Origin of the sequence: Arthrobacter sp. C9C5, from assembly GCF_013359735.1 — a bacterium.
In the GTDB taxonomy this organism is placed as follows: Bacteria; Actinomycetota; Actinomycetes; order Actinomycetales; family Micrococcaceae; genus Arthrobacter.
In genome coordinates this window covers 87,446-112,022 of sequence record NZ_JABFMX010000006.1, presented here as the reverse complement: position 1 = coordinate 112,022, position 24,577 = coordinate 87,446, and the positions used below count along the sequence as shown (strand labels likewise).

Below are 24,577 nucleotides of genomic sequence, written 5' to 3'. Positions count from 1 at the left end.
CTTGCTGCACCGATGGAGGGCGGCGTCGCTGCGGTCGCAGCTGGTCGCCATCATGATGGCCCTGATGCTCGTGGCCCTCACCGCTACGGGCGCGGGCACGCTCGCCCTGCTGCACAGCTACCTGCAGGGCCAGGTCGACGACAAGCTCAAGGCCGCCGTGGGTTCGGCCCGGCAGCAGCAATCCTTCAGCCAGCTGCAGGACCAGAACCCGAACGTCCCCACCGACTATTCACTGATGCTTTTCAGCCCGGGCCAGTCCGCCTACGTGTTCGGCGGCAGCAAGGGCTCGCGCCCGGCCATCAGCAGCATTACGCCCCAAGAGGCCCACGACCGCGGCGAGGCTCCGTTCCAGGTCCGCGGCACCGACGGGCGGAACTGGCGGGTGGTGGCCGTCAACGTGCTGGACGGCAACCAGCGCGCCGCCGTCGTCGTGATCGGACTGCCGCTGTATCCGGTGGATTCGGTGATGGAGCACGCCGTCCTGGTGGTGGTCGGCGTCGGACTGCTGACCCTGGTGCTGGCCTTCTTCATCGCTACCTGGACCGTGACCCGGTCCTTCCGGCCGTTGGCGCGGGTGGAAAAGACCGCGGCTGCAATCGCCGCGGGCGACCTGTCGCGGCGTGTGGAAGTAGAGAACCCGGACACCGAGGTCGGCCGGCTCAGCCGGTCCCTCAACGCCATGCTGGCGCATATCGAGTCCGCCTTTGCCGCCAGAATGGCCTCCGAGGAGAGGATGCGCCGCTTCGCCGCCGACGCGTCCCACGAACTGCGCACCCCGCTGGTCACAATCCGCGGCTTTTCGGAGCTCTACCGGCACGGCGCCCTGGCCACACCCGAGGACGTCGCCACCGCCATGGGGCGGATCGAGAGCGAAGCCAAGCGGATGGGTGCGATGGTGGAAGACCTGCTGCTGCTGGCCAGGATCGACGAACAGCGCCCGCTACAGCAGAAGCCGGTGGACCTGCTGCTGCTTGCCCATGACGCCGTGGTTGATACCCAGGCCAGCGACCGCAGCCGGGTGATCTCGCTCCGGGGCCTCGACGGCGGCGCGGGAGCTCCGGCCCCGGTGATGGGCGACGAGGCGAAGCTACGCCAAGTGGTCGGCAACCTCGTGGGCAACGCCCTGCGCTACACCCCGGATGGCACCCCGATCGAGCTCGCCGTAGGGGTGCGGTCCGACGCCGACGGGACGCGCCGCTCCGTGATCGAAGTCCGTGACCACGGGCCGGGCGTCTCGGAAGAGGAGGCGGCCCGGATCTTTGAACGCTTTTACCGTGCGGACACCTCCCGGACCAGGGAGACCGGCGGCAGCGGCCTCGGACTGGCAATCGTGGCGGCCATCGTCGGCTCGCACTCGGGCTCGGTCCGTGTCCAGCCCACCGAGGGCGGCGGCGCCACCCTGGTGGTCAGCCTCCCGTTCCTGGCGGAATCGGAGACGCCGGAGGCCGAGACAGCAGAAGCGGAGCTGAAGGGCGCTGAGTCGGACGCTGATGCGGGCGTGGAGCCAGGGCTGGACTCGGGCGGCGCGGCGCGCGGGTAACCCTTTCGGTGGAGTCGGGTTTTCCACATAGGGAGCTTCTCCGCTGGGGCAGGCCGCGGCGCCTTCCTAGGCTGACAGTGTCCGGAAAATCCGGATATCCCCATCCCCGGCACCCGTGAAAGGCCCTCCCGTGAGCATCATTTCCGTCGATACCGAACTGCTCCAGCTCAAGTCCGCCAACGTCCAGGCCACGGTGGAAAGAATCAGCGCCGACGTGCAGGCCATGAGGCACGGGCTGGACGAACTGCAGGCGAGCTGGCGCGGATCGGCCGCCACCAATTTCCAGGCCCTGCTCGCAGAATGGACCCTGACCCAGGGCAAGGTCGAGGCCTCCCTGGCTTCGATCAATCTCGCGCTCAGATCCGCCGCCGCCAGCTACGCCCAGGCAGAGCTGAGCAACGCCCAGCGGTTCGGCTAGCGGCAAGGGCCGGCCCACGGCCCACGGCCCCTGTGCGCCTCCTAGGCCTCGGGAGTGCCCTGGTGGAAGCGGAGCCGCCATTGGGCGCCGTCCAGGACCCACAGGGAGCTGCGCAACGCCGTCCCCGTGCGGGTGTGGCTGCGGTAGGTGAGCAGCACGGCGCCCTCACTGAGGCGGTCCGCGGCCAGAAGCTCCAGCTCGGCGGGCACACCGGGATCATCCTCGAGAGCCATCATCATCTCGTCGCGGGTCCAGAGCCGTCCGGAACTGCCGATCTCGGTGAAGTCCGGGTGCAGCAGCACTCCCGTGCGCCCCAGATCCGAGCGCGTCTCGGGGAGCAGCAGCTCTCGCTCCAGCGCCACGACGGCTGCCTCCGGGTCCAGGCCGGCCGCCGCAGCGCGGGATTCCTCCTCCAGTTCGCTAAAGAGATCAGGCTCAGCGAAAAGGGTGGATTCGCCGAACAGCGTGGGCTCAGCGATCAATTCCCGCGTTCCGGCTTGAGCGGACGACGCCTGCCGGGACTGTGCCTGGGCTGCGGGCGGGGCCTGCGCGGCCGGAGCCTGCTGCGCGGCGGGGGCGGTCTGCACGCCGGCGGCGGCCGCGTCTCCGGCGCGGACGAAGCCGGGGCCTTGCCGTACCGCGACGCCCTGCTGGTAGGCGGTGGCGGCGGCCCTGGCGCGGTCATCCGCCGCCTCGTTGAGGTCGTGTCCGGCGTGTCCGCGGACCCATTCGAAGGTGTATTTGCGTCCGGTGAGCGCCTGATCGATCTCCTTGATCAGCTCAACGTTGAGCACTGGCTTGCCGTCGGACTTTCGCCAGCCCTTCCGCTTCCAGCCCGGCATCCACTTGGTCACCGAGTTGATGACGTACTGGCTGTCGCACAGAATGTGCAGGTCCTCGCCCGGAAGGTGCGCCGTGGCCCGGAAGAGGTCCAGGACAGCCATCAGCTCCCCCTGGTTGTTGGTCCCGTGCGGCCACCCGCCGGCACGCCAGCAGTCGTCACTCACGTACCAGGCCCATCCGGCCGGACCGGGATTTCCTAAAGCCGAACCGTCGGCCGCTGCTGTAATCGTCACTGCACTATCCTGCCAGACCTCCGCCGCCCGACGCTCCCGCACCACCGGGCTTAACGCCGACGGCGGCCCCACCAGTGGTGGGACCGCCGTCGTCGAACTGGCCGTCGCTGACGGAGAACCGTCAACATACGCGTTCAGGGCTTGGTAGCCGGGTGGTTAGAAACCGCCCATGCCGCCCATGCCGCCCATGTCGTCGCCGCCGCCCATGGCCGGGGAGTTCTTCTCCGGCTTGTCGGCCACAACGGCCTCGGTGGTGAGGAACAGGCCGGCGATGGAAGCCGCGTTCTGCAGGGCAGAGCGGGTGACCTTGACCGGGTCGTTGATGCCGGCAGCCAGCAGGTCGACGTACTCGCCGGTTGCTGCGTTCAGGCCGTGGCCTGCGGGCAGGCCGCGGACCTTGTCGACAACGACGCCGGGCTCGAGGCCGGCGTTGAAGGCGATCTGCTTCAGCGGGGCGTCGATGGCTACGCGGACGATGTTCGCGCCGGTTGCCTCGTCACCTTCGAGCTGCAGGTTGGCGAACGCCTTGGCGCCGGCCTGGATCAGGGCCACGCCACCGCCGGCGACGATGCCCTCTTCGACAGCAGCCTTGGCGTTGCGGACGGCGTCCTCGATGCGGTGCTTGCGTTCCTTGAGCTCAACCTCGGTTGCGGCACCGGCCTTGATGACTGCAACGCCGCCGGCCAGCTTGGCCAGGCGTTCCTGCAGCTTCTCGCGGTCGTAGTCGGAATCGGAGTTCTCGATCTCGGCGCGGATCTGGGACACGCGGCCGGCGATCTGGTCGGCGTCGCCGGCACCTTCGACGATGGTGGTCTCGTCCTTGGTGACAACGACCTTGCGGGCCTTGCCGAGGAGTTCGAGGCCGGCGGTCTCAAGCTTGAGGCCAACTTCCTCGGAGATGACCTGGCCGCCGGTGAGGATGGCGATGTCGGCCAGCTGTGCCTTACGGCGGTCACCGAAGCCCGGAGCCTTAACGGCGACGGACTTGAAGGTGCCGCGGATCTTGTTGACGATCAGGGTGGCCAGGGCCTCTCCCTCGATGTCCTCGGCGATGATCAGCAGCGGCTTGTTGGACTGCATGACCTTTTCGAGGACTGCAACCAGTTCCTTGACGTTGGAGATCTTGGAGTTGACGATCAGGATGTACGGATCCTCGAGGACCGTTTCCTGACGCTCGGCGTCGGTGACGAAGTAGGCCGAGATGTAGCCCTTGTCGAAACGCATGCCCTCGGTGAGCTCCAGCTCGAGGCCGAAGGTGTTCGACTCCTCGACGGTGATGACACCTTCCTTGCCGACCTTGTCCAGGGCTTCGGCAATCAGGGCGCCAATTTCGTTGTCGCCGGCGGAGATGGACGCGGTGGCGGCGATCTCTTCCTTGGTTTCGATTTCCTTGGCGGAGGCCAGGAGCTCGCGGGTGACCGCTTCAACAGCCTTCTCGATGCCGCGCTTGAGGGACAGCGGGTCGGCGCCGGCCGCGACGTTGCGCAGGCCTTCCTTGACGAGGGCCTGGGCCAGCACGGTTGCCGTGGTGGTACCGTCACCGGCGACGTCGTCAGTCTTCTTGGCAACTTCCTTGACCAGCTCGGCGCCGATCTTCTCGTAAGGGTCGTCCAGTTCGATCTCCTTGGCGATGGAAACACCATCGTTGGTGATCGTGGGGGCGCCCCACTTCTTTTCGAGGACGACGTTGCGTCCACGCGGGCCGAGGGTGACCTTGACGGCGTCGGCGAGGATGTTCAGGCCCCGCTCAAGACCGCGGCGTGCCTCTTCATCAAATGCAATGATCTTGGCCATAACGGCAGTAGTCCTTTCGGGACAGTCGTTAAGAATGAACCTTGCGCTGCGGTGCCCGCGACGGACGATTCCTGCCCGGCAGCCTCTGTACGCCGCCGGGCCGGGGATCTCACCCCAGCCAGGTATTTCTCTCGCTCCCGGTCCGCCCGCCGCCTCGACGCAGCCGGCTGAACCGGGGCGTCGAGTTAGCAGTCAATACGCGGGAGTGCTAACTCCATAATTAGCACTCCCCCGGGGAGAGTGCAAGCAGTGGTGACGTCGGGGTCCGCCACCGCCGGGCGCTCTTCGCTAGGAGCGATCAGGAGCCGGCGCTGCGGGCGGTTTCGCTGCCGGTCATCTCGGCGTTGTTGTCCGGGCCGTAGCTGTAGACCATGTACGCGGCGGCGGTGACGTCGCCGTTGCTGTCGAAGTTGATCGGGCCGGAGGCGCCGTCGTAGTTGGGGCGCTTGCCGGCGCGGAGGGCGGCCACGCATTCCGGGTAGGACTTGCAGGCCGCGGACTCCCCCGAGGGGGCGCCGGCGCCCGTCGCCGTCCCGCCGGACACGGCGACCAACTTCGAAGCGATGGAGGTCCCGGCGTCGTCCTCCGCGGCGGCGGCGGCGACGGCGGCAAGGTTGACGGCGTCGTACGTTTCGGCGGCGAACGCCATGTCCTTCAGGCCGGGGTCGACGGCCACGAGTTCCGCCTGGAAGTGCGCGGAGGGGAACGTGCCGGGCAGCACCCCGCGGGCGCCATCCAGGGCCTTGGACCCAAGGCCGTCGCCGTACTGGTTGACGGCGCCGTCGCTGAGGATGAGCTTTTTCCCGGACAGGCCCGCGTTGTTGAGCTCGGCGATGGCGCCCTGGGCCCCGTCGCGGGCCACCAGCACGACGGCGTCCGGGGAGGCAGCCTTGGCCGCCGCTGCCGCCTGTTGCGCCTGGCCGGCCTTGAATTCAGCGTCCACGGAGGTTCCCAGGCCCGCGGCCTTCGCGGCCGCCGAGACGGCCACGGAGACGTCCTTGCCGTAGTCGCCCTCCTCGTGCACCACGGCAAGGGTCTGGGCGCCGCCGTCCTTGGCAAGCTTGACGAGGACCGAAGCCTGCGCAATGTCGGCGGCGGCGGTCCGGAAGTAGTAGCCGCCGCTCTTGTACGTGCTGAGCCCCGGCGCGGTGTTGGCCGGGGAAATGAGCGCGACCTTGGCGCGGGCGAGGACGTCGATAGCGCCGGCGGCGCGGCTGGAGTCAGTGGGCCCGATCACGACGTCGGCCTTAGCCGCCACCAGGTCCTTGGCCTGGGCCGCGGTGTCCGTGCCGATGGACTCCGGCAGCAGCTCCACGGGTTTGCCCTTGTGGCCGCCCGCCGCGTTGATTTCCTTGACCGCCAGCTTCGCCGCCGCCAGCTGGGGCGCGTTCAGGAAGTTCTGCTTGCCGGTGTTGTCCAGGATCAGGCCGATCCGCAGCGTGCCGTCGCCGCTCGCCTCCGCGGCGTCCACCCGGGCATTGCCGGCGGGACCGGCGCAGGCGCCGAGCGCCACGGCTGCGGCCACACCCGCGGCCGCGGCACGGCTGAACCGCCCAAGGTTCGACGTGTGCTTGTTGTTCTTTCGGGCAGCTGCGGTTGAAGGGAAAACCACTAGGCGGGCCGGACGCTTTCGGCCTGCGGGCCCTTCTCGCCCTCGCCGACTTCCAGTTCCACCCGCTGGCCCTCAGCCAAAGCGCGGTAGCCCTCGCCCGCGATCGCGGACCAGTGCACGAAGACGTCGGCCCCGGAGCTGTCGACGGTAATGAAGCCGTAGCCTTTTTCTGCGTTGAACCACTTGACGGTCCCCAATGCCATGTTCTCCACACTTTCAGCTAGCTTGCTAACGGCCCACCCCAATGTGCGCCGCGGTATGCGAAACGAAGTCCGCAGACACTCTACCCACAGCCTTCCACCCGTTCCCGGGCAGGGTCCCGGCCCGGCCGGGAATAGTTATTCAGGCGTAACCGAAGCCGGCGGCCAGACTGTGGCTAATTGAAACCGGGGCCGAGGACGATGACCAGCGGCATCTGGAATTCGGCCGAATCCACCAGGGTGCCGATTCCGAGGAGCGAGCCCAGCTCTTCGGCGTTGGCCTTCTGGGCCGGGCCGTTGTAGAAGACCACGGAGGTCTGCTGGGGTGCGCCGCCCCAGTTGCCGAGCGGGCCGGCGGCCCAGCCGGCGGCGGTGACCGTGGAGCCGATCCGGCCGGCCAGGCCCGCCGTCCCGGTTGCGTTGTAGACGGCCACCGGTTGCGTCTTGTCCACGGCACCGGTCCTCGTGGCCGAGGGGGTGGCCGAGGGGGTTGGCTTGGAGGCTGCCGGCGCAAGGCTGCCGGTCGGCGTGCTGCTGGCGGACGGCGTACTGCCCGCCGCGGCGGTGGTGGGTGCCTGCGACGCCGCGGCGTTGTTGCTGGCCTGGTCCGCGGTCATGGCCGAGCCGCCGGCGGGACCAAAGCCCAGGTTAGGCAGCAGGAGGAAGGCGACGAGGCCGACTACCAGGGCCGCGGCGCCAGTGGCGAGGACGGGGCCCAGACGGCGGGCTCCGGGAGCGGCGACTGTCCGGTGGACACCCTGGCGCGTGGAGGCCTCCGGGACCCGATCAAATTCATCCCGAGCGTACTTGGTCATGGTAAAACGACGTCCTTGCTGATTTCTGGCTGATGGCCCGCCGCCGGAATCCGCGCGGATTTCCGCGTTTGCGGCCGGACTTCACGCGCTCTTACGCGTCCGAGCCCAAACGGCGTGCAGTGCGGGCACGTTGTCGTGACGTACGTAGTCTACGCAATCTCTTGACCAGCATGGGATCGTGGGCCAGCGCCGCCTCGGTGTCGATCAGGGCGTTGAGGATCTGGTAGTAGTGCGTGGCGGAGAGGTCAAAGAGTTCCCGGATGGCTTGTTCCTTGGCGCCGGCGTACTTCCACCACTGCCGCTCCAGGGCAAGCATCTGCTGCTCCCGGCTGCTCAACGGCGAGTCCTCGAAGACTGCCGCGAGCACGGCGTCGGCGTCATCCGCCGGCAGGTACTCGGGTGCTGCTTCGGCCACTGCACACTCCCAGGTTCGTTCCGATAGGTCTCCCCCACATGTTACGGCCGAATAACAGGCTTGTCATTTAGCGGGCCCGGCCGGCGTCCGGGGCTCCTGCGAGAATGAAGCCGTGCCTGATTCATTTAATCCCGATGCGCTCTTCGAACTTGACCCCGCCGCCGAGGCAGTGGACCTCGCGGCGATGGCGCGCCTTCCCCTGGACGGGCTGGTGGCGCCGGACTGGGCCGCGGCGTTGGCCCCGGTCGAGGGGCAGCTGCGGTCGGTCCTCGAGTTCCTCGCCGCCGAGACGGCCGACGGCCACGAGGTGCTGCCGGCGCCGTCGAACATCCTCCGGGCCTTCCGGCAGCCGCTCTCCGGCGTGCGGGTTCTGATTGTGGGCCAGGACCCCTACCCCACACCGGGGCACGCCGTCGGGCTGTCCTTCGCGGTGGACGGCGGCACCCGGCCGATCCCGCGCAGCCTCGCCAATATCTATAAGGAGCTCGACGCCGACCTCGGGCTGCCGCCCCGCGTCCACGGTGATCTCAGCCGCTGGGCGGAGCAGGGTGTGCTGCTGCTCAACCGCGTCCTCAGCGTCCGGGCCGGAGCCGCCGGTTCGCACCGGAACAAGGGCTGGGAGGCCGTCACGGCGGCCGCCATCAGGGCCGTCGGGCAGCGGCACCGCGACGACGGCAGCCCGGCGCCGCTCGTGGTGGTCCTCTGGGGCAAGGACGCGGAGGGCGTGCGGCCGCTGCTGGGCTCCGCCGCCGTGATCGCCAGCGCCCACCCCAGCCCGCTCTCGGCCTCGCGCGGGTTCTTCGGCTCGCGGCCCTTCAGCCGCGCCAATGAGCTGCTCACCGCCCAGGGCGACGGCACCGTGGACTGGGAACTGCCGCCCCTGCCCTGACCCGGTTCTTGGCTAGGCTTAGCTCCATGACTTCCGTCCCCGCCACCACCACCGCCAACCGGAACTCCCGGCCGCAGACCAACCTCACGGTCCTGCGCCGCGAGCAGCTCTCGCCGCACATGGTCCGGATCATCGCCGGCGGCCCTGGTTTCGCCGCCTTCGTCAACAACGGCTATGTGGACCGGTACGTCAAGATCGCGTTCCCGCAGCCGGGGGTCGACTATCCGCAGCCGCTGGACCTCTGGGCCATCCGGGAGTCCCACCCGCGGGAAGAGTGGCCGCACACCCGGACCTACACGGTCCGTTGGGTCGACGAGGCGGCGGCCGAACTGGCGATCGACTTCGTCATCCACGGGGACGAGGGCCTGGCCGGCCCGTGGGCCGCCTCCGCCCAGGCCGGGGACAGCCTTGTCTTCACCGGCCCGGGCGGGGGCTACAACCCGGACCCGGCGGCGGACTGGTACCTCTTCGCGGGCGACGAGTCCGCCCTGCCGGCGATCAGCGCCGCGATCGAGTCACTCCCCCGGGACGCCCGCGGCCTGGCCTTCCTGGAGGTGGACAGCGACGCCGACGTCCTGGCGATCGACGCCCCCGCCGGTGTGGAACTGCGCTGGCTGCTGCGCCGCGGGACTCCGGCCGGAAGCGGGACCCTGCTGGTGGACGCAGTACGCGACGCGCTATGGCCGGAGGGCCGAGTGCACGTCTTCGCGCACGGGGAGCGCGGCTACATGAAGGGCCTGCGCCCGGTGTTCTTCGCCGACCGAGGCCTCGAACGGGGCCAGGTCTCGCTCTCCGGGTACTGGGCCAGCGGCCGGGTGGAGGACGACTTCCAGGCCGAAAAGAAGCTGCCGATCGGCAAGATCTAGCCAACCATCCTCGGCTAACGCGGGCTGGCGCCGCGGAGTTTCCCCACTTATGCCGCCACGACGCCGGGACAGGCCGGCGCGGCGGGCTGACACGCCGTCGGAGTCCGGCAAAGGTGGGAAACCTCGGCGGCTCAGGCTGCCGGCAGACGAGCCATCTTCGCCGTCGTTAGCGGCGGCGGGCGCGGCGCCGCTCGTTGCTGGCCAGGCTCCGGGTCAGCGGCCGGGCGAGGGTGTCGCCGAGAACAATGCCGGCCGCGACGCCGAGCACGATCGCCCCGGCGTTGAGCATCCCGCCGGCCCCCATCAGGATCTCGGACTCTTCAATCGTCAATACATACATGGAACGGAATATAGTCAGGCCCGGCAGCAGGATGAGCGCCGCCGGCACAGCCACGACCAGCTGCGGGGCCCCCATCCGGAGCGCCACCACGCGGGCCAGGAGGCCGATGACCACGGCGGCGAGGGCCGGCGCGAACCGGGGACCGATGCCGATGGCCGTGCCGCCGATCAGCACCAGATGACCGACGACGCCGACGGCCGCCGTCGGCAGCAACAGCTTCAGCGAGGTCTGCTCGGTGACGCCGATCGCGACGACGGCGATGGCCACCAGCGGAACCAGCACCCACAAAGGATACTTAGGCGGGAATGTCTCGGTGACGTCGATGGACTGCATGCCGGTCATGGCCCCCACCACGAAGCCGACCGCGATCCCGGCGACCAGCGCACCGAAGGTCAGCATGGTGGACAGGAACCGGCCGGCCGCGGTCACCGGGAAGCCGTTGATGGCGTCCTGCACCGAGGAGACGAGCCGTCCGGTGGGCAGCAGCAGCAGGATTCCGCCGACTACCACGATGGCGGGGGCTATCTGGATCCCCAGCGGGCTCCCGAAGCGCCACAGCAGCAGGGCGATCAGGGTGACGACGAAGGAGCATGAGGCCGTGATGAAGAAGTCCGGGGTGCGCCAGCGGCCCAGCTGCCGCGCCAGCAGGCTGATCAGCAGGTTGGACAGGAAGGCGATGCCGGAGGCGGCCACGCCTCCGCCCAGCACGCCGACAAACACCGCGGAGAAGACGCCGAAGGCCACGGTGACCATCCAGCGCGGGAAGGGCTTCGAGCTGTGCGTGATCTCCTCGAGCCGTCGCACCGCTTCCTCGCGGCCCACGCCGCCTGCCACGATGTCCGTGACCAGCTGGTGGACCTGGGCGAGGCCGGCGTAGTTGTTGGTCCAGGACCGCACCACGCGCAGCAGCGAGATGGGCGTCTGGTCCTTCGGCGCATAGTTGATGGCCACCGACTGGTTGGTGATGTCCACCTCGATGTTCTTCAGCCCCAGCGCGGCGGTGATGGCAATGATGCTGGTCTCCACTTCGAGGGCACCGGCGCCGTAGCGGAACATCGATTCGGCCAGCTTGAGGGCGAAGTCGATGGTCTTGCGGGCGGAGGTGTCCACGCCTCCGACCTGGATCATCGGGTTGGCGTAAGGGCTGCCGGCCAGCCGGTCGACGATGCTCAGCGGCGCCGTGGGCGGGTTCTCACCCTGGACCAGCCTGCGGAGCATGCGTTTGGCGGCGGCGTTCTGGCGCACCTGCATGGGCGACATCGGCTCGGTCCGGGGCAGGCCGTCCGTCTGCGGCCCGCGGCGGCCGTCGGGTGGTTTGGTCATTCCGGCCTCCTCATTTCACCTTGCGGGCGGTCTAGTAGAACTGCTGGCCCGTGCGCCGCGTGTACAGCTGGCGGGCGACGCGCTCCCCGGCGGCCATCCAGGCCTTGTACTTCAGCGGGCTCAGGACCTGGTCGTAGCAGCCGACGAAGTCCGTGACGGTCTTGCTGAAGCTGGTCTTGAACAGGCCGAGGCCGTGGAACGGGTTGGACGTGTCCTTCAGCTTGTCGCTGGGCGGCGTGCCGCAGAAGTCGTATTCGGTGCAGCCGAGTTCCTTGAGCTGGTTGATGGCCGTCCACTGGACCAGGTGCGAGTCGCCGTACTGGCTGCGCTTCTGCAGGGAACCACCGTCCTTGTAGGTACCCTTGCGTCCGTAGTTGATCACGAAGGCCCCCACGGAGGGCACGCCGTTTTCATAGACGAAGAGCAGCCGGCCCTGGCCGCGGTCCACGAAGTTGGTCCAAAACTGGCGGTAGTACTCGTACTCGCGGACCCGGACCTGGGACTTGGCCTCCACGGTGTTGGTCATCAGCGCGTACATCGCCCGGAAGTTCTCTTCGGTCGGCTCCACGTTGTGGACCTCGACCTCTTCGCGGATGGCCCGCCGGACGGCGTTGCGGCCGCGGGAATGCAGGTTGCGCAGCAGCTGGTTTTCCTGCGGCGAGATGTCCAGCAGCGCGGTGGAGTCGTTGGGCTGCAGGTTGTGGGTCTTGACCAGGCCCGCGCCTTCGATGACGCGCCGCGCGTCCTCCGACAGGACGATGTCGGGCTCGATCTTGATGGCGAACACCCTCAGCCGGGCGCGCTTGACGAAGTCGGCGTTGGCGGCCGCGATGCCGGGGATGTCCTCCACCGAGGCGACATCCGGGCCCTTGATGAGGTACCAGAGCTTGCCGAGGACGGGGAAGGACTTCTCCAGGACCAGGTTGTAGCTCGTGTAGTCGGCCGTCTCATAGACCAGGTGGAGGGGCTTCCAGCCGAAGTGCTGCTTGACCTCGGCGAAGGCCTCGGATTGAAGCAGATTCCCGCCGTTGGGGTTCGCGGTGACGTGGGCGTCCCAGTTGGCAACCTCTTCGGCGGAGGCAAAGCGGGCAGTGAATTCTCGCAAGGGTGCGGTATCCAATCTTTGCGGAACGAGCTTCGGCGGCATGGCTGGCATGCAGCATCAAGTCTATCGGGAGGCCGGCGGCTGTCAGGGCGCCGCGGCCCTGTGCCGGCCGTCGCACCGGGGTTACGCTGAAGGTATGGATGCGCAGCCGGAACCGTCAGCCGTCCGCCGGCAGTTCCGTCCGCGCGGGGCCGGGAAGCGCCGGCCCGGTGTCGAGGCGCTGGCCCTGCTGGTGCTGCTGGGCGCTTCGGCCCTCGTGGCGGCGCTCGGCGGACTGGCCAGCGCCAGCAACGTCGACGGATGGTACGCGGCCGCGGACAAGGCCCCGTGGTCCCCGCCGAACTGGCTCTTCGGGCCGGTCTGGACGATCCTCTACATCGCGATGGCCGTGGCGGCATGGCTGGTCTGGCGCAGCCGGGCGGAAGGCACCAGGGCCGCACTCACCGTCTACGCCGTGCAGCTGGTGCTGAACATGCTGTGGACCCCGGTCTTCTTTGGCCTGTACCCCGCGCTGGGTTCCCCCGCGCTGTGGATCGGCCTCGTCATCATCGTGTCGCTGGCGGTCGCGGTGGCTGCCACCATACTGCGTTTCGGCCCGATCAGCCGCACCGCCGGGCTGCTGCTGCTCCCCTACCTGTCCTGGATTGTGTTCGCCTCGTCACTGAATCTGTGGGCGGCACTGAACAACTAGGAAATCAGCACTCCACCACGTTGACGGCGAGGCCGCCCATGGCGGTTTCCTTGTACTTGGAGCTCATGTCCTTGCCGGTCTCGCGCATGGTCACGATTACCTCGTCGAGCGACACGCGGTGTGAGCCGTCGCCCCAGAGGGCCATCTTGGCGGCGTTGATCGCCTTGGCCGCGGCGATGGCGTTGCGCTCGATGCACGGGATCTGCACCAGTCCGCCGATCGGGTCGCAGGTCAAGCCGAGGTTGTGCTCCATCGCGATCTCGGCGGCGTTCTCCACCTGCTGGGGCGTTCCGCCCATGACCTCGGCCAGGCCGGCGGCCGCCATTGACGACGCCGAACCCACCTCGCCCTGGCAGCCCACCTCCGCGCCGGAGATCGAGGCCTGTTCCTTGTACAGCACCCCGATGGCTCCGGCGGTCAGCAGGAATTTGACCACGACGTCGTCGCGGTCCTGCTGGGTGGCTTTGTCCATGCCGGGGGCGAAGTGCAGGGCGTAGTAAAGCACGGCCGGAATGATACCCGCGGCGCCGTTGGTGGGCGCCGTGACGACTCGGCCGCCCGAGGCGTTTTCCTCATTTACGGCGAGCGCGATCAGGTTTACCCATTCCTGCCAGTACTTCGGGTCCCGATAGTCGGGGTCCTGGCCGCGGTTTTCCTTCATCAGCCGTTCGTGCCAGTCGGGGGCCCGACGCCGGACCTTGAGCCCGCCCGGGAGCAACCCCTCGCGCTTGAGGCTGACCTCGACGCAGCCTTCCATCACGGAGTAGATGTGCAGGAGGCCTTCGCGGATCTCTTCTTCGGTGCGGGAGGCGCGCTCGTTGACGAACATGATCTCGCCGATCGAGAGCCCTTTGGACTGGCAGCGGCCCAGCAGTTCAGCGGCCGTGCGGAACGGCAGCGGGAGTTCCTTCTTGGACTCTGCGAGTTCCTTCAGCGCCGCGTCCTCCTCGCCCTCGCGGACGATGAAACCGCCCCCGACGGAGAAGAAGGTGGCGCTGTGCACGACGGCGCCGTCGGCGTCGGACACCGTGAACGTCATGCCGTTGGTGTGCCGGGGCAGGATGGTCAGCGGGCGCAGCACCATGTCCTTCACGCCGTAGGGCAAGGCGACGGATCCGGCCAGTTGCAGGGTGCCCGTCTGGGCAATGGCGGCCAGCCGGTCCTCGACTTCCTCGGGGAGGATCTTCTCCGGGTGGAATCCCTCGAGCCCGAGCAGGATGGCAGTCATGGTGCCGTGGCCGTGGCCGGTGGCGGCGAGGGACCCGTAGAGGTCCACGCGCAGCGACGCCACGCGGTCCAGATTCCCCGAGGCCTTGAGCTCCTCGGCAAAGACGGCGGCGGCCCGCATCGGTCCCACGGTATGCGAACTCGAAGGCCCGATCCCAATGGAAAAAAGATCAAAGACGCCAACAGCCATGGCCGGGTTCCTAACTGGATAAATGTGGGGTTGGAGCGGCAGGTATGCTGCCCTCGACGGGCCGGCGGAGCCGGGCTTTTCGAAAGCGTGCGTCAAAGCGACGAAGGAGCAGCACGCGTGAAAAGTCCGGTCCGCCGGGCCCGGAGCCAAACCGGAAAGAGATCGGCCCCGGGAAGCGGTCAGCCTAGGTTATCAACCGAGGGGTAGAGCGGGTGGGCGGCAGCGAGGGCTTCGACGCGGGAGCGCAGACCGGACAGGTCCGCTCCGGCGTCGGCGGTCAGCGCCTCAGCGATGATATCCGCAACCTCGGCAAACGCGGCCTCGCCGAAGCCGCGGGTGGCCAGCGCCGGGGTGCCGATCCGCAGCCCCGAGGTGACCATCGGCGGGCGCGGGTCGAACGGGACGGCGTTGCGGTTGACGGTGATGTCGATTTCCGCGAGGCGGTCCTCGGCTTCCTGCCCGTTGAGCTCGCAGTTGCGCAGGTCCACAAGGACCAGGTGCACGTCGGTGCCGCCGGAGATCACGGAGATCCCCTTGGCGGTAACGTCCGGCTGGACGAGGCGCTCGGCGAGGATCCGGGCGCCGGCCAGGACACGTTCCTGGCGTTCCTTGAACTCGGGCGAGGCAGCGATCTTGAACGCCACGGCCTTGCCGGCGATGACGTGCTCCAGCGGGCCGCCCTGCTGGCCCGGGAACACAGCCGAGTTGATTTTCTTGGCGATGTCGGCGTCGTTGGAGAGAATGATGCCGCCGCGCGGACCGGCGAGGGTCTTGTGCGTGGTGGAGGTGGTGACGTGCGCGTGCGGCACCGGTGACGGGTGCAGTCCGGCGGCCACGAGGCCGGCGAAGTGGGCCATGTCCACCATCAGGTAGGCCCCCACCGAGTCGGCGATCCGACGGAACTCCGCGAAGTCGAGCTGGCGGGCGTAGGCGGACCAGCCGGCAACGATGAGCTGCGGCTTGTGCTCCTGGGCCAGGCGCTCCACCTCGGCCATGTCGATCCGGTGGTCATCCTCCCGGACCTGGTACGGGATCACGTTGTACAGCCGGCCGGAGAAGTTGATCTTCATGCCGTGGGTCAGGTGGCCGCCGTGTGCCAGGTTCAGGCCCATGATGGTGTCGCCCGGACGGATCAGGGCGTGCATGACCGAGGCATTGGCCTGCGCGCCGGAGTGCGGCTGGACGTTGGCGTACTCGGCACCGAACAGGGCCTTGACCCGGTCGATCGCGAGCTGCTCGACGACGTCGACGTGTTCGCAGCCGCCGTAGTAGCGCTTGCCCGGGTAGCCCTCGGCGTACTTATTGGTCAGCACCGAGCCCTGCGCCTGCATGACGGCCTTGGCGGTGTGGTTTTCCGAGGCGATCATTTCCAGCCCGTCGCGCTGGCGGGTGAGCTCGGCGTCGATCTTCGCGGCGATCTCCGGATCCAGCGCGGACAGTTCAGCGTCCAGGCTCGGCGAAACGACCTGCTCGAATACCGCGGTGTTTGTACCTGCGGCCGCCGCGGCGCTCACAGTTCGCCGCCGTTCTTGGACGCGTAATCCTGCGCGGAGAGCAGCGGGCCGTCCGCTTCGGCGGCGACCTTGAAGAGCCAGCCGGCGCCGTAGGGGTCGCTGTTGATCAGCGCGGGGTCGTCGACGACGGCGGGGTTGACTTCGGTGACCTCGCCCGTGACCGGGGCGTACAGGTCCGAGACGGACTTGGTCGACTCGACCTCGCCGCAGGTCTCCCCCGCGGTCACCGCGGATCCGACCTCGGGCAGGTCAACATAGACGATGTCGCCCAGGGCGTCCGTGGCGACCGCGGAGATGCCGATAGAGACAACGTTCCCGGCCTCCCGCGCAACCCACTCGTGCTCGTCGGAGTACTGCAGTTCAGGGGCAACTTTTGCCATGTGTTTTTCCTTTGCGTTTGAAAGTCGTGGGCTACATCAATTGTGGCTGGGTTACGGAGTGACCGTGGCCGGGTTACGCGGCGGGGTTCGCCATCCTCCGCGTGCTCGCTCGTTCCTCGCTTAGACGCACGCTTCCGGATGACGCGCCCCCGCCGCTAGTGGCCAGTTCAGTTTTTCGGGGCCAGGAGTTCTCCGGAAAGAACCAATGGCCGTTGGAATCTTCCAGGGCCGAGCCGCGGTAGGCGGTATAGGCCCCAGCACCTTTGGCTTTCAGAAGTGTCTCCCAAGGTGATGGGAACGGGAGGTGAGCTGACATTGAGGGGCCGGCCGGGCTGGGTTTTCGAAAGCGTGCGTCTAAGCGAGTGACCGCCGTCGGGGTTCCCTGACCGAGCTTGCGAGGTTAGGGGGACGGCGGGAAAACGAGCGAGCACGCGTGAAAACCCAGACGGACGGTCCCGGAGCCAGCCACGGCTCCGGGACAGACCCAGCAGGGCTACTTTTGGCGCTTGTAGAAAGGCAGTGCGACAACTTCGAACGGCTCGGTTTTGCCGCGCAGGTCGATGTCCAGGGCGGTGCCGGGTTCGGTGAACTCGACGTCGACGTAGGCCATGGCGACCGGGTAGCCCAGGGTGGGGCTGGGCTGGCCGGAGGTGACTTCGCCGACCGTGTTGCCGTCCTTCAGGACCGGGTAGTGGCCGCGGCCGGCCCGGCGGCCGAGGCCCTTGAGCCCGACCAGCTTGCGCCCGGCGGTGGAACCGGCGCCGGCTTCCTTCTTCGCGGCCAGTGCCGCCTTGCCGACGAAGTCGCCCTCCTTGGACAGCGCGACGACGGGACCCAGCCCGGCGGCGAACGGGTCTCCTTCGAGGGAGAGCTCGTTGCCGTAGAGGGGCATGCCGGCTTCGAGCCGGAGCGAATCGCGGGAGGCCAGGCCGGCGGGCATCAGCTCGCCGTCCTCGGCGATGGCGATGAGCGCCTGCCAGAGGGCGGCGGCGTCGTCGTTGGAGACGAAGATTTCGAAGCCGTCCTCACCGGTGTAGCCGGTGCGCGCCAGCAGCAGGTCCTGGCTGGCGCCACTGACCATGAACGGGACGTCGACGGCGGCGTAGTACTTCAGGCCGGTGACGAGCTCGTGCTGCGCGGCGGGGACCAGGCGGAGCAGGATGGCCTCCGCTTTGGGGCCCTGGACCGCGATCAGCGAGGTCTCGGCGGAGGCGTCGTGGACCGTGACATGGAACCCGCCTTCTTGGGCAAAACCGGCCCGTTCGGCCAGGGCCGCGGCGACGACCTTGGCGTTCCCGGCGTTGGGGACGACAAGGAACTTCTCGTCACCGCGGCGGTAGGTGATGAGGTCGTCGATGATGCCGCCGTCCTCGTTGCAGATCAGCGAGTACTTGGCCTTGCCGACCGCCATGGCGGAGATCTTGCCCACGAGGGCGTAGTCCAGGAAGGCTGCGGCGTCGGGGCCGCTGACCCAGACCTCGCCCATGTGGGAGAGGTCGAACAAGCCCGCGGACTTGCGGACGGCGTGGTGTTCGGCGAGTTCGGAGCTGTACTTGAGCGGCATCTGCCAGCCGCCGAAGTCCGTGAAGGAGGCGCCGAGCTTCTTGTGCTCTTCGTAAAGTGCTGTGTAGTTCTCAGTCATCGTTGGCTGTCCCTAGTCGTTGGAGGCGGAGGCGGAGTCGTCGGAGTGGTCTTCGAAGGCTTCGAGGGGAGGGCACGAGCAGATCAGGTTGCGGTCGCCCGCGGCGCCGTCGATCCGGCCGACCGGCGGGAAGTACTTGTCCTGCTTGAGCGTGTGCACCGGGAAGACGGCCTGTTCGCGCGGGTAGCTGCGCTCCCAGTTGGTGCTGATGACGGCTGCCGCAGTGTGCGGAGCGTTGCGCAGCGGGCTGTGCTCCACAGTGAAGTCGCCGTGGGCCACCTGGTCAATCTCGGCGCGGATGGCGATCATGGCCGTGATGAACCGGTCGATCTCGCCAAGGTCCTCGGACTCGGTGGGCTCCACCATCAAGGTCCCGGCCACCGGGAACGCCAGGGTGGGCGCGTGGAAACCGTAGTCGATAAGGCGCTTGGCGACGTCCTCGGCGGTCACACCGGTCTTGGCCGTGAGTTCGCGCAGGTCCAGGATGCACTCGTGGGCCACAAGACCGCCCTCGCCGGTGTAGAGCACCGGGAAGTAGTCGTTGAGGCGGGCCGCGATGTAGTTGGCCGCGAGCAGGGCCGACTTGGTGGCCTCGGTCAGGCCCTGTCCGCCCATCAGCTTCACGTAGGCCCACGAAATCGGCAGCACGCCGGCCGAGCCGTAGCGGGAGGCGGAGATCGGGGTGCCCTCGGCGCCCTTGGCCGGATCGGCCGCGTTGCCGGGCATGAACGGGGCCAGGTGGGCCTTCGCCGCGACAGGTCCGACGCCGGGTCCGCCGCCGCCGTGCGGGATGCAGAAGGTCTTGTGCAGGTTCAGGTGCGAGACGTCGCCGCCGAACTGGCCCGGCTGGGCCAGACCGACGAGGGCGTTGAGGTTGGCGCCGTCAATGTAGACCTGGCCGCCGGCGGCGTGGATGGCGTCGCAGACCTCGCGGACGTCGGCGTCGTACACGCCGTGCGTCGACGGGTAGGTGATCATGATCGCCGAGAGGGCGTCCTTGTGCAGCTCGATCTTGGCCTGCAGGTCAGCGTGGTCGATCGTGCCGTCGGAGGCGGTGGCCACGACGACGACCTTCATGCCGGCCAGCACGGCCGAGGCGGCGTTGGTGCCGTGCGCGGAGGCCGGGATGAGGCAGATGTTGCGCTGCTCGTCGCCGCGGGAGAGGTGGTAGCCGCGGATGGCGAGCAGTCCGGCGAGCTCGCCCTGGGAGCCGGCGTTCGGCTGGATGGAGACCTGGTCGTAGCCGGTGATCTCGGTCAGCTGGGCTTCGAGGTCCTCGATCAGTTCGCGCCAGCCGGCGGTCTGGGATTCGGGCGCGAAGGGGTGGATGGACGCGAACTCCGGCCAGGAGATGGCTTCCATCTCGGCCGTCGCGTTCAGCTTCATGGTGCAGGAACCCAGCGGGATCATGGTGCGGTCCAGGGCCAGGTCGCGGTCCGAGAGGCGGCGGATGTAGCGCAGCAGTTGGGTTTCGGAGCGGTGCGTGTTGAAGACCGGGTGCTGGAGGTAGTCGGAGGTGCGCTCGACGGCGGAGTCAAGGCCGAAGCCGGCGTCACTGTCCGATTCTGCGTCTGTGACGCTCGCGCCGAAGGCGGCGACGACGTCGACGACGATTGCCGCCGTCGTGGCCTCATCGGCGGAGATGCCGACCGTGTCGGCGTCGACGGCGCGCAGGTTGATGCCCTTGGCGTCGGCGGCGGCGATGAATTCCGCGGCCCTGCCCGGCACGGAGACGGTCACGGTGTCGAAGAACGAGGTGTGCAGCACGTCCAGACCGGCGGCCTTCAGCGAGGCGGCAATGGTCCGGGCGTGGCCGTGGGTGGTCTCGGCAATGGCCTTCAGCCCGTCAGGGCCGTGGTAAACGGCGTAGAAGGAGGCCACGATGGCCAGCAGCGCCTGGGCGGTGCAGATGTTGGAGGTGGCCTTTTCACGGCGGATGTGCTGTTCGCGGGTCTGCAGCGCCAGCCGGTAGGCGGGGACGCCGGCGTTGTCCTTGGAGACGCCCACGAGACGGCCGGGCATGGAGCGCTCCAGGCCCTTCTGGACGGCCATGTACGCGGCGTGCGGACCGCCGAAGAACAGCGGCACGCCGAAGCGCTGGGCGGAGCCGACCGCGATGTCCGCGCCCTGTTCGCCCGGGGAGGTGATCAGGGTCAGGGACAGCAGGTCCGCGGCGACGGTGACGAGCGCGCCGCGCTCCTTGGCGTCCGCGATGACAGCCGAGTGGTCGAACACGCGTCCGGAGGCACCGGGCTGCTGCAGTACGACGCCGTTGATGGCGCCCTCGGGCAGGCCCTTGGACAGGTCCGCGACCTCGACTTCGAAGCCGAGGGCCTCGGCGCGGCCCTTGACGATCGCGATGGTCTGCGGGAGGCAGTCGGCGTCGAGGACGGTCTTTCCGTCGTGGGCCGTCTTGTTCTTGTTGGCCCGGCGCATCATCAGCACGGCCTCGGCGACGGCGGTGGCTTCGTCCAGCAGCGAGGCGTTGGCGATCGGGAGCCCGACGAGGTCCTGGACCATGGTCTGGAAGTTCAACAGCGCCTCGAGCCGGCCCTGGGAGATTTCGGGTTGGTACGGCGTGTACGCGGTGTACCAGGCCGGGGCCTCGAGGATGTTGCGGCGGATCACGGCCGGAGTGACGGTGTCGTAGTAGCCCTGGCCGATCATCTGCACTGCGGTCTTGTTCTTCGATGCCAGCTTGCGCAGTTCGGCGAGCACTTCCACTTCGCTCAGCGCTGCGGCGAGCGCCAGGTCGGAGTCCTGCCGGATGTCCTTCGGGACGGCGGTATCCACCAAGGCGTCGACGGTGTCGTAGCCGACAGCCTTCAGCATGGCGTCGACGTCGGCCTGGCGGCGGGCGCCGATATGCCGGTCAACGAAGGACGTGGAGGCTGAGGTAACAGTCACAAGGAACTCCATAACTAAGGCGGCGCAGGGTACGCCACATTGATTCGGGTTCCTCCCCGCTCTGTATTGGACCTGAGAGTTTCCGCGCAGCCGCTTTCGCGAGGCTCCGCTTGCACCGTCGGTGAGCACAGCGCATCACGTGACGCACTTGCTGCTTTCCAGAGTTGCCTTGCCGCGGCGGTACATGGGCCTGAGAGATTCCTGGGGAGGGTTTGCTCCTACGGCGCCTGCTTGTACCTACTTGCAGAACTCTCCCGCCGCAGATCAAAGGCATATTCAATTGCTCGTGACCGTAGTCACAACTCCCATTGTCCTATGCCGGAGGCACGTCCGCAAACTCCGGCACCCGGGGCGCTTCAGCGTTACGGTAGAGCGGTCGCCAAGAGGCGGCGGCGCGGGCGGTTACTGGGCGAGTTACTACACAAGGAGAAAATTTATGCTGGAGCGAAGGCCATTCGGGAACACTGGTCTGGAAGTCTCCATAGTGGGGCTCGGTGCCGGCCAGATCGGTGAAAGTGAGGTCACCGAGGCCGAAGCCTCCGAGGTGCTCAACGGGGCATTGGATCTCGGCGTCACGCTGATCGATACCGCCGCCAGTTACGGGCTGAGCGAAGAGCGCATCGGCCGGCACCTCGGCGGACGCCGGGACGAATTCGTACTGTCCACAAAGGGTGGGCCCAAGATCAACGGCCAACGGGATTGGTCACCGGGCAGCGTGCTGGAGAGTATCGAACAGTCCCTGCGCTTGACCCGGTCGGAACGGATCGACGTCTTCTATCTGCACTCATGCCCGCTTGAAATCCTGCGGCGCGGCGATCTGCAGGACACCCTGGACCAGGCAGTCGCCGCCGGCAAGATCGGTGTCGCCGGCTACAGCGGAGACAATGCGCCGCTCGCATTCGCTGTGGAGTCCGGCCGGTTCGGCGCCATCGAAACCAGCGTCAACATAGCCGACCAGTGGAATCTCCGAAACGTTCTCCGCCCCCGGCTCGGCCCGGGAGTCATCGCCAAGCGCCCGATCGCGAACGCGCCGTGGCGCTTCGCTGAACGGCCGACCGGGAACTACGCGGAGCTCTACTGGGAACGTCTGCGGGCCCTGGAACTCGACCCCGGGGACATGGACTGGGCCGAGTTCGCGCTGCGCTTCACGGTGTACGCACCCGGCGTGGACACCGCCATTGCCGGCACGGCCAAGCTCTCCCACCTGCGCGCGAACATCACGGCCGCCAGCCGGGGCCCCCTTCCGGCTTCGTCACTGGAAGGCATCGACCGCTCCTGGCTCGCTGTTGGCTCCGACTGGCCGGCCTCGACCTGACGGCCCGGCAGGCCTAGAGGCCCTCAGCTGCGCAGGCGTTCGACGGCGGCCAGCAGGCTTTCGACGTCGCCGGTCACCTCTGCCGGCGCCTCGCCGGGCCCCCGCGCCAGCATCGCGTTGAAGTACAGCCCGTCCCCCATGTAGAGCACGGGCTTGGCCATGGCGGGTCCCACGTCAGCGGCAAGGAGCGCCAGCCAGCTCGCCTGGACCCCGGCCATCCGCCGCAGGGTCTCGGCGTGGGCCACTTCGGCCAGCCGGGTGGCAGCCACGAAGACCCGGTCCAGCGGGGTATCCGCCCACACCGAGGACTTGATGAAGTACGCGGCCGCTCCCTCCGGTGCAGCGGCCATGGCCGCCAGGTCCGCGGCGAGGAGCCGGTCCAGCCGCTCCAGCAGCACCGAGATCATGGCTTCCTTGTTCGGGAAGTGGTACAGCAGTCCGCCCTTGGAGACGCCGGCCAGCCGGGCGACCGCGTCGAGCGTCGCGGCGCGCTCACCCTCCGCAATAAGCAGGGATTCGAAGGCATCGAGGACGGCTTCGCGGGCTACGGGTTTTCTGGCCATGGCTCCCATCATGCCTGTCGGGACTCGAATTTCTTAACTGTACCGTCTGGACGGTAAAGTTAACCTCCATGAGCACCGTATCCCTGTCCGCAGCTACCCGCACCGTCCCGGCCCCGCGCTCACCCTGGCGTGACTGGCTGGCCTTGTCGCTGCTGATGTTCCCGGTACTGCTCGTAGCCGTGGACAACACCGCGCTGACCTTTGCCCTGCCGGCGATCGCCCGCAGCCTGGATGCCACCGGCGTGCAGCTGCTGTGGATCGTCGATGCCTATCCGCTGGTCTTGGCCGGCCTGCTCGTGGCGATGGGCAGTCTGGGTGACAGGTTCGGCCGCCGCCGGCTGCTGTTCGTCGGCAGCACCGGCTTCGCACTGGTTTCCGCGGTGACGGCCTTTGCGCCCACCGCAGAGTGGCTGATCGCGGGACGGGCCGGGCTGGGCTTCTTCGGCGCCATGCTGATGCCGTCCACCCTGTCCCTGATCCGCAATATCTTCCCGGAGCCCAACCGGCGGCGGCTCGCGGTGGCGATCTGGGCCGCAGGCTTCTCCGGCGGCGCCGCGCTGGGCCCCATCTTCGGCGGCTGGCTCGTGGAGCACCTCTGGTGGGGTGCGGTCCTGCTGGTCGCCGTGCCGATCATCCTGCCCCTGCTGGTCCTCGGCCCCGCGCTGATCCCGGAATCGCGGGACCCTAACCCGGGCAGGGTGGACGCGCCCAGCATCGTCTTGTCCCTGCTGGCCATGGTTCCGGCGGTCTACGGCATCAAGATCCTGGCGACCGACGGCGTGGCGCCGGAACCGCTCGCGGCCCTCGGAATCGGGCTGCTGATGGGGTACGCCTTCGTCCGGCGGCAGCGCCGGCTGGCGGCCTCGGCGTCCTCCGCTCCCCTGTTGGACCTCAGCCTTTTTGGCAACCCGGTCTTCGGCACCGCGATCACCGCCAACGTCCTGGCCCTGTTTTCGTACAACGGTTTCATCCTGTTCCTCGCCCAGCATTTGCAGCTGCTAGAGGGGCAGTCGCCTTCAGAATCCGGCATGGCGATGATCCCGGCACTCGTCGCCACCGTCGTCGCCGGGCTGCTCGTGGTCCCGCTGGTCCGCAAGGTCCGTCCGGGGTTCGTGGTGGCGGGCGGCCTGCTCCTCAGCGCTACGGGTTATGGCCTGGTGGCCTTCGGGGACCACGGCGCCGGGCCCGGCGTGCTGCTGGCCGCCCTGCTGGTGCTGTGCCTGGGTGTCGGCGCGGCCGAGACCATCTCCAACGACCTGATCCTTGGGGCGGCGCCGGCGGCGAAATCGGGTGCAGCGTCCGCCATCTCGGAAACCGGCTACGAGGTGGGCTCCCTGCTCGGCACCGCCATCCTCGGCTCCATCCTGACCGCCTCCTACCAGCGCAACCTGCAGCTGCCCGCCGGCGTCGCTGGGACGGCACCGGCGGAGGCCGCGGCCCAGGCCGGCGAGACCCTCGCCGGGGCCGCCGAACTGGCCCATGCCCTCCCGGCTCCGCTGGCCGAGGCCGTGATGGCCTCAGCCCGGGCCGCATTCGACTCCGGCGTGCACATCACGGCCGCCATCGCCCTGGTGCTGATGGCCGGCACCGCGGTCCTTGCCGCCGTCGTGCTGCGCAAGGTACCGACAGCGAACTAGGCGCCGGCGTCAGGGCACCTCTGTTCAGGTTGCGTCGCCTGTCAAGGGGTTAAATGCGAGCGTCCGACGCCGGGAGGGAACCCGGCGTCGGACGCGTGGAAACCGCGTAGAAGTAAGC

At 68.3% G+C, this 24,577-nt stretch carries 21 protein-coding genes and 2 riboswitches; of the genes, 7 read left to right on the top strand and 14 right to left on the bottom strand.

All coding sequences use genetic code 11. From position 1 onward, the window contains the following. Position 1: 1 nt before the first annotated feature. Entirely contained in the window at positions 2-1,540 is a 1,539-nt protein-coding gene (locus HNO80_RS06475) for a sensor histidine kinase (RefSeq protein ID WP_175322019.1), read from the top strand. 130 nt (positions 1,541-1,670) lie between these two features. Further along, a complete protein-coding gene (locus HNO80_RS06470; RefSeq protein WP_175322018.1) occupies positions 1,671-1,958 on the top strand; it encodes a WXG100 family type VII secretion target in 288 nt (95 codons plus the stop codon). Between the two features lie 41 nt (positions 1,959-1,999). On the opposite strand, the gene HNO80_RS06465 is transcribed toward HNO80_RS06470, so the two are convergent. The 6 genes from HNO80_RS06465 to HNO80_RS06440 all read right to left on the bottom strand — a co-directional run bounded on the left by HNO80_RS06465 (position 2,000) and on the right by HNO80_RS06440 (position 7,870). Then, positions 2,000-3,034 carry an RNase H family protein gene (locus tag HNO80_RS06465; RefSeq protein WP_175322017.1) on the bottom strand — a complete coding sequence of 345 codons (1,035 nt, stop codon included), beginning with the start codon at positions 3,032-3,034 and terminating at the stop codon, positions 2,000-2,002. A 156-nt stretch (positions 3,035-3,190) separates the two neighbouring features. Further along, positions 3,191-4,828, bottom strand: coding sequence for a chaperonin GroEL (gene groL / locus HNO80_RS06460; protein WP_175322016.1), 1,638 nt, complete (start codon positions 4,826-4,828; stop codon positions 3,191-3,193). A gap of 298 nt (positions 4,829-5,126) precedes the next feature. Next, positions 5,127-6,353 (bottom strand): ABC transporter substrate-binding protein, encoded by a 1,227-nt coding sequence (locus HNO80_RS06455; protein ID WP_175322109.1) that lies wholly within the window; start codon positions 6,351-6,353, stop codon positions 5,127-5,129. 86 nt (positions 6,354-6,439) lie between these two features. Next, positions 6,440-6,643, bottom strand: a complete 204-nt coding sequence (locus HNO80_RS06450; protein ID WP_175322015.1) for a cold-shock protein — start codon at positions 6,641-6,643, stop codon at positions 6,440-6,442. Positions 6,644-6,816: 173 nt separating this feature from the next. Then, on the bottom strand, positions 6,817-7,455 hold the full coding sequence (locus HNO80_RS06445; RefSeq protein ID WP_175322014.1) for a LytR C-terminal domain-containing protein: 639 nt from the start codon (positions 7,453-7,455) through the stop codon (positions 6,817-6,819). A 91-nt stretch (positions 7,456-7,546) separates the two neighbouring features. Then, entirely contained in the window at positions 7,547-7,870 is a 324-nt protein-coding gene (locus HNO80_RS06440) for a DUF3263 domain-containing protein (protein WP_502707826.1), read from the bottom strand. 184 nt (positions 7,871-8,054) lie between these two features. Here HNO80_RS06440 and HNO80_RS06435 point away from each other — a divergent pair, with 184 nt between their 5' ends. Then, positions 8,055-8,759: a uracil-DNA glycosylase gene (locus HNO80_RS06435; protein ID WP_175322107.1), complete on the top strand. Its 705-nt coding sequence runs from the start codon at positions 8,055-8,057 to the stop codon at positions 8,757-8,759. A gap of 26 nt (positions 8,760-8,785) precedes the next feature. Then, on the top strand, positions 8,786-9,625 hold the full coding sequence (locus HNO80_RS06430) for a siderophore-interacting protein (protein WP_175322013.1): 840 nt from the start codon (positions 8,786-8,788) through the stop codon (positions 9,623-9,625). A 166-nt stretch (positions 9,626-9,791) separates the two neighbouring features. Here the strand turns inward: HNO80_RS06430 and HNO80_RS06425 are convergent, their stop codons facing one another. Together HNO80_RS06425 and HNO80_RS06420 are read right to left on the bottom strand one after the other, a co-directional pair. Further along, positions 9,792-11,288 carry a threonine/serine exporter family protein gene (locus HNO80_RS06425; RefSeq protein ID WP_175322012.1) on the bottom strand — a complete coding sequence of 499 codons (1,497 nt, stop codon included), beginning with the start codon at positions 11,286-11,288 and terminating at the stop codon, positions 9,792-9,794. Positions 11,289-11,319: 31 nt separating this feature from the next. Then, positions 11,320-12,393: a lipid II:glycine glycyltransferase FemX gene (locus HNO80_RS06420; RefSeq protein WP_175322011.1), complete on the bottom strand. Its 1,074-nt coding sequence runs from the start codon at positions 12,391-12,393 to the stop codon at positions 11,320-11,322. 136 nt (positions 12,394-12,529) lie between these two features. On the opposite strand from HNO80_RS06420, the gene HNO80_RS06415 reads away from it, so the two are divergent. Next, positions 12,530-13,084: a TspO/MBR family protein gene (locus HNO80_RS06415; RefSeq protein WP_175322010.1), complete on the top strand. Its 555-nt coding sequence runs from the start codon at positions 12,530-12,532 to the stop codon at positions 13,082-13,084. 4 nt (positions 13,085-13,088) lie between these two features. Here the strand turns inward: HNO80_RS06415 and HNO80_RS06410 are convergent, their stop codons facing one another. From HNO80_RS06410 to gcvP, 5 genes are all read right to left on the bottom strand, one after another. After that, positions 13,089-14,501, bottom strand: a complete 1,413-nt coding sequence (locus HNO80_RS06410) for an L-serine ammonia-lyase (RefSeq protein ID WP_175322009.1) — start codon at positions 14,499-14,501, stop codon at positions 13,089-13,091. Positions 14,502-14,680: 179 nt separating this feature from the next. Next, positions 14,681-16,015: a serine hydroxymethyltransferase gene (glyA, locus tag HNO80_RS06405; RefSeq protein WP_349627248.1), complete on the bottom strand. Its 1,335-nt coding sequence runs from the start codon at positions 16,013-16,015 to the stop codon at positions 14,681-14,683. Continuing rightward, complete coding sequence (gcvH, locus tag HNO80_RS06400) at positions 16,012-16,395, bottom strand: glycine cleavage system protein GcvH (protein ID WP_175322008.1); 384 nt, start codon at positions 16,393-16,395, stop codon at positions 16,012-16,014. Before gcvH ends, glyA begins: the two co-directional genes overlap by 4 nt. Before the next feature lie 493 nt (positions 16,396-16,888). After that, the gene (gcvT, locus tag HNO80_RS06395) at positions 16,889-18,037 is read right to left on the bottom strand and encodes a glycine cleavage system aminomethyltransferase GcvT (protein WP_175322007.1); all 1,149 of its coding nucleotides are present in this window, start codon (positions 18,035-18,037) and stop codon (positions 16,889-16,891) included. A gap of 12 nt (positions 18,038-18,049) precedes the next feature. Further along, entirely contained in the window at positions 18,050-20,956 is a 2,907-nt protein-coding gene (gcvP, locus tag HNO80_RS06390; RefSeq protein WP_217500668.1) for an aminomethyl-transferring glycine dehydrogenase, read from the bottom strand. A 39-nt stretch (positions 20,957-20,995) separates the two neighbouring features. Continuing rightward, positions 20,996-21,111: riboswitch (glycine riboswitch) on the bottom strand. A 1-nt stretch (position 21,112) separates the two neighbouring features. After that, positions 21,113-21,211, bottom strand: a riboswitch (glycine riboswitch). Positions 21,212-21,380: 169 nt separating this feature from the next. Between gcvP and HNO80_RS06385 the strand changes: the two genes are divergently transcribed. Beyond that, positions 21,381-22,259: an aldo/keto reductase gene (locus HNO80_RS06385; protein WP_175322005.1), complete on the top strand. Its 879-nt coding sequence runs from the start codon at positions 21,381-21,383 to the stop codon at positions 22,257-22,259. A 23-nt stretch (positions 22,260-22,282) separates the two neighbouring features. On the opposite strand, the gene HNO80_RS06380 is transcribed toward HNO80_RS06385, so the two are convergent. Beyond that, a complete protein-coding gene (locus tag HNO80_RS06380; protein ID WP_175322004.1) occupies positions 22,283-22,822 on the bottom strand; it encodes a TetR/AcrR family transcriptional regulator in 540 nt (179 codons plus the stop codon). Positions 22,823-22,890: 68 nt separating this feature from the next. Here HNO80_RS06380 and HNO80_RS06375 point away from each other — a divergent pair, with 68 nt between their 5' ends. Further along, complete coding sequence (locus HNO80_RS06375; RefSeq protein ID WP_175322003.1) at positions 22,891-24,459, top strand: MFS transporter; 1,569 nt, start codon at positions 22,891-22,893, stop codon at positions 24,457-24,459. Positions 24,460-24,577 lie beyond the last annotated feature (118 nt).

Bases quoted from the DNA above. Each gene is read 5' to 3' on its own strand.
- groL (WP_175322016.1), bottom strand. From the start codon at position 4,828: ATGGCCAAGATCATTGCATTTGATGAAGAGGCACGCCGCGGTCTTGAG.
- HNO80_RS06450 (WP_175322015.1), bottom strand. From the start codon at position 6,643: ATGGCATTGGGGACCGTCAAGTGGTTCAACGCAGAAAAAGGCTACGGC.
- HNO80_RS06445 (WP_175322014.1), bottom strand. From the start codon at position 7,455: ATGACCAAGTACGCTCGGGATGAATTTGATCGGGTCCCGGAGGCCTCC.
- HNO80_RS06435 (WP_175322107.1), top strand. From the start codon at position 8,055: ATGGCGCGCCTTCCCCTGGACGGGCTGGTGGCGCCGGACTGGGCCGCG.
- HNO80_RS06430 (WP_175322013.1), top strand. From the start codon at position 8,786: ATGACTTCCGTCCCCGCCACCACCACCGCCAACCGGAACTCCCGGCCG.
- HNO80_RS06425 (WP_175322012.1), bottom strand. From the start codon at position 11,288: ATGACCAAACCACCCGACGGCCGCCGCGGGCCGCAGACGGACGGCCTG.
- HNO80_RS06415 (WP_175322010.1), top strand. From the start codon at position 12,530: ATGGATGCGCAGCCGGAACCGTCAGCCGTCCGCCGGCAGTTCCGTCCG.
- HNO80_RS06410 (WP_175322009.1), bottom strand. From the start codon at position 14,501: ATGGCTGTTGGCGTCTTTGATCTTTTTTCCATTGGGATCGGGCCTTCG.
- gcvH (WP_175322008.1), bottom strand. From the start codon at position 16,395: ATGGCAAAAGTTGCCCCTGAACTGCAGTACTCCGACGAGCACGAGTGG.
- gcvT (WP_175322007.1), bottom strand. From the start codon at position 18,037: ATGACTGAGAACTACACAGCACTTTACGAAGAGCACAAGAAGCTCGGC.
- gcvP (WP_217500668.1), bottom strand. From the start codon at position 20,956: ATGGAGTTCCTTGTGACTGTTACCTCAGCCTCCACGTCCTTCGTTGAC.
- HNO80_RS06385 (WP_175322005.1), top strand. From the start codon at position 21,381: ATGCTGGAGCGAAGGCCATTCGGGAACACTGGTCTGGAAGTCTCCATA.
- HNO80_RS06380 (WP_175322004.1), bottom strand. From the start codon at position 22,822: ATGGCCAGAAAACCCGTAGCCCGCGAAGCCGTCCTCGATGCCTTCGAA.
- HNO80_RS06375 (WP_175322003.1), top strand. From the start codon at position 22,891: ATGAGCACCGTATCCCTGTCCGCAGCTACCCGCACCGTCCCGGCCCCG.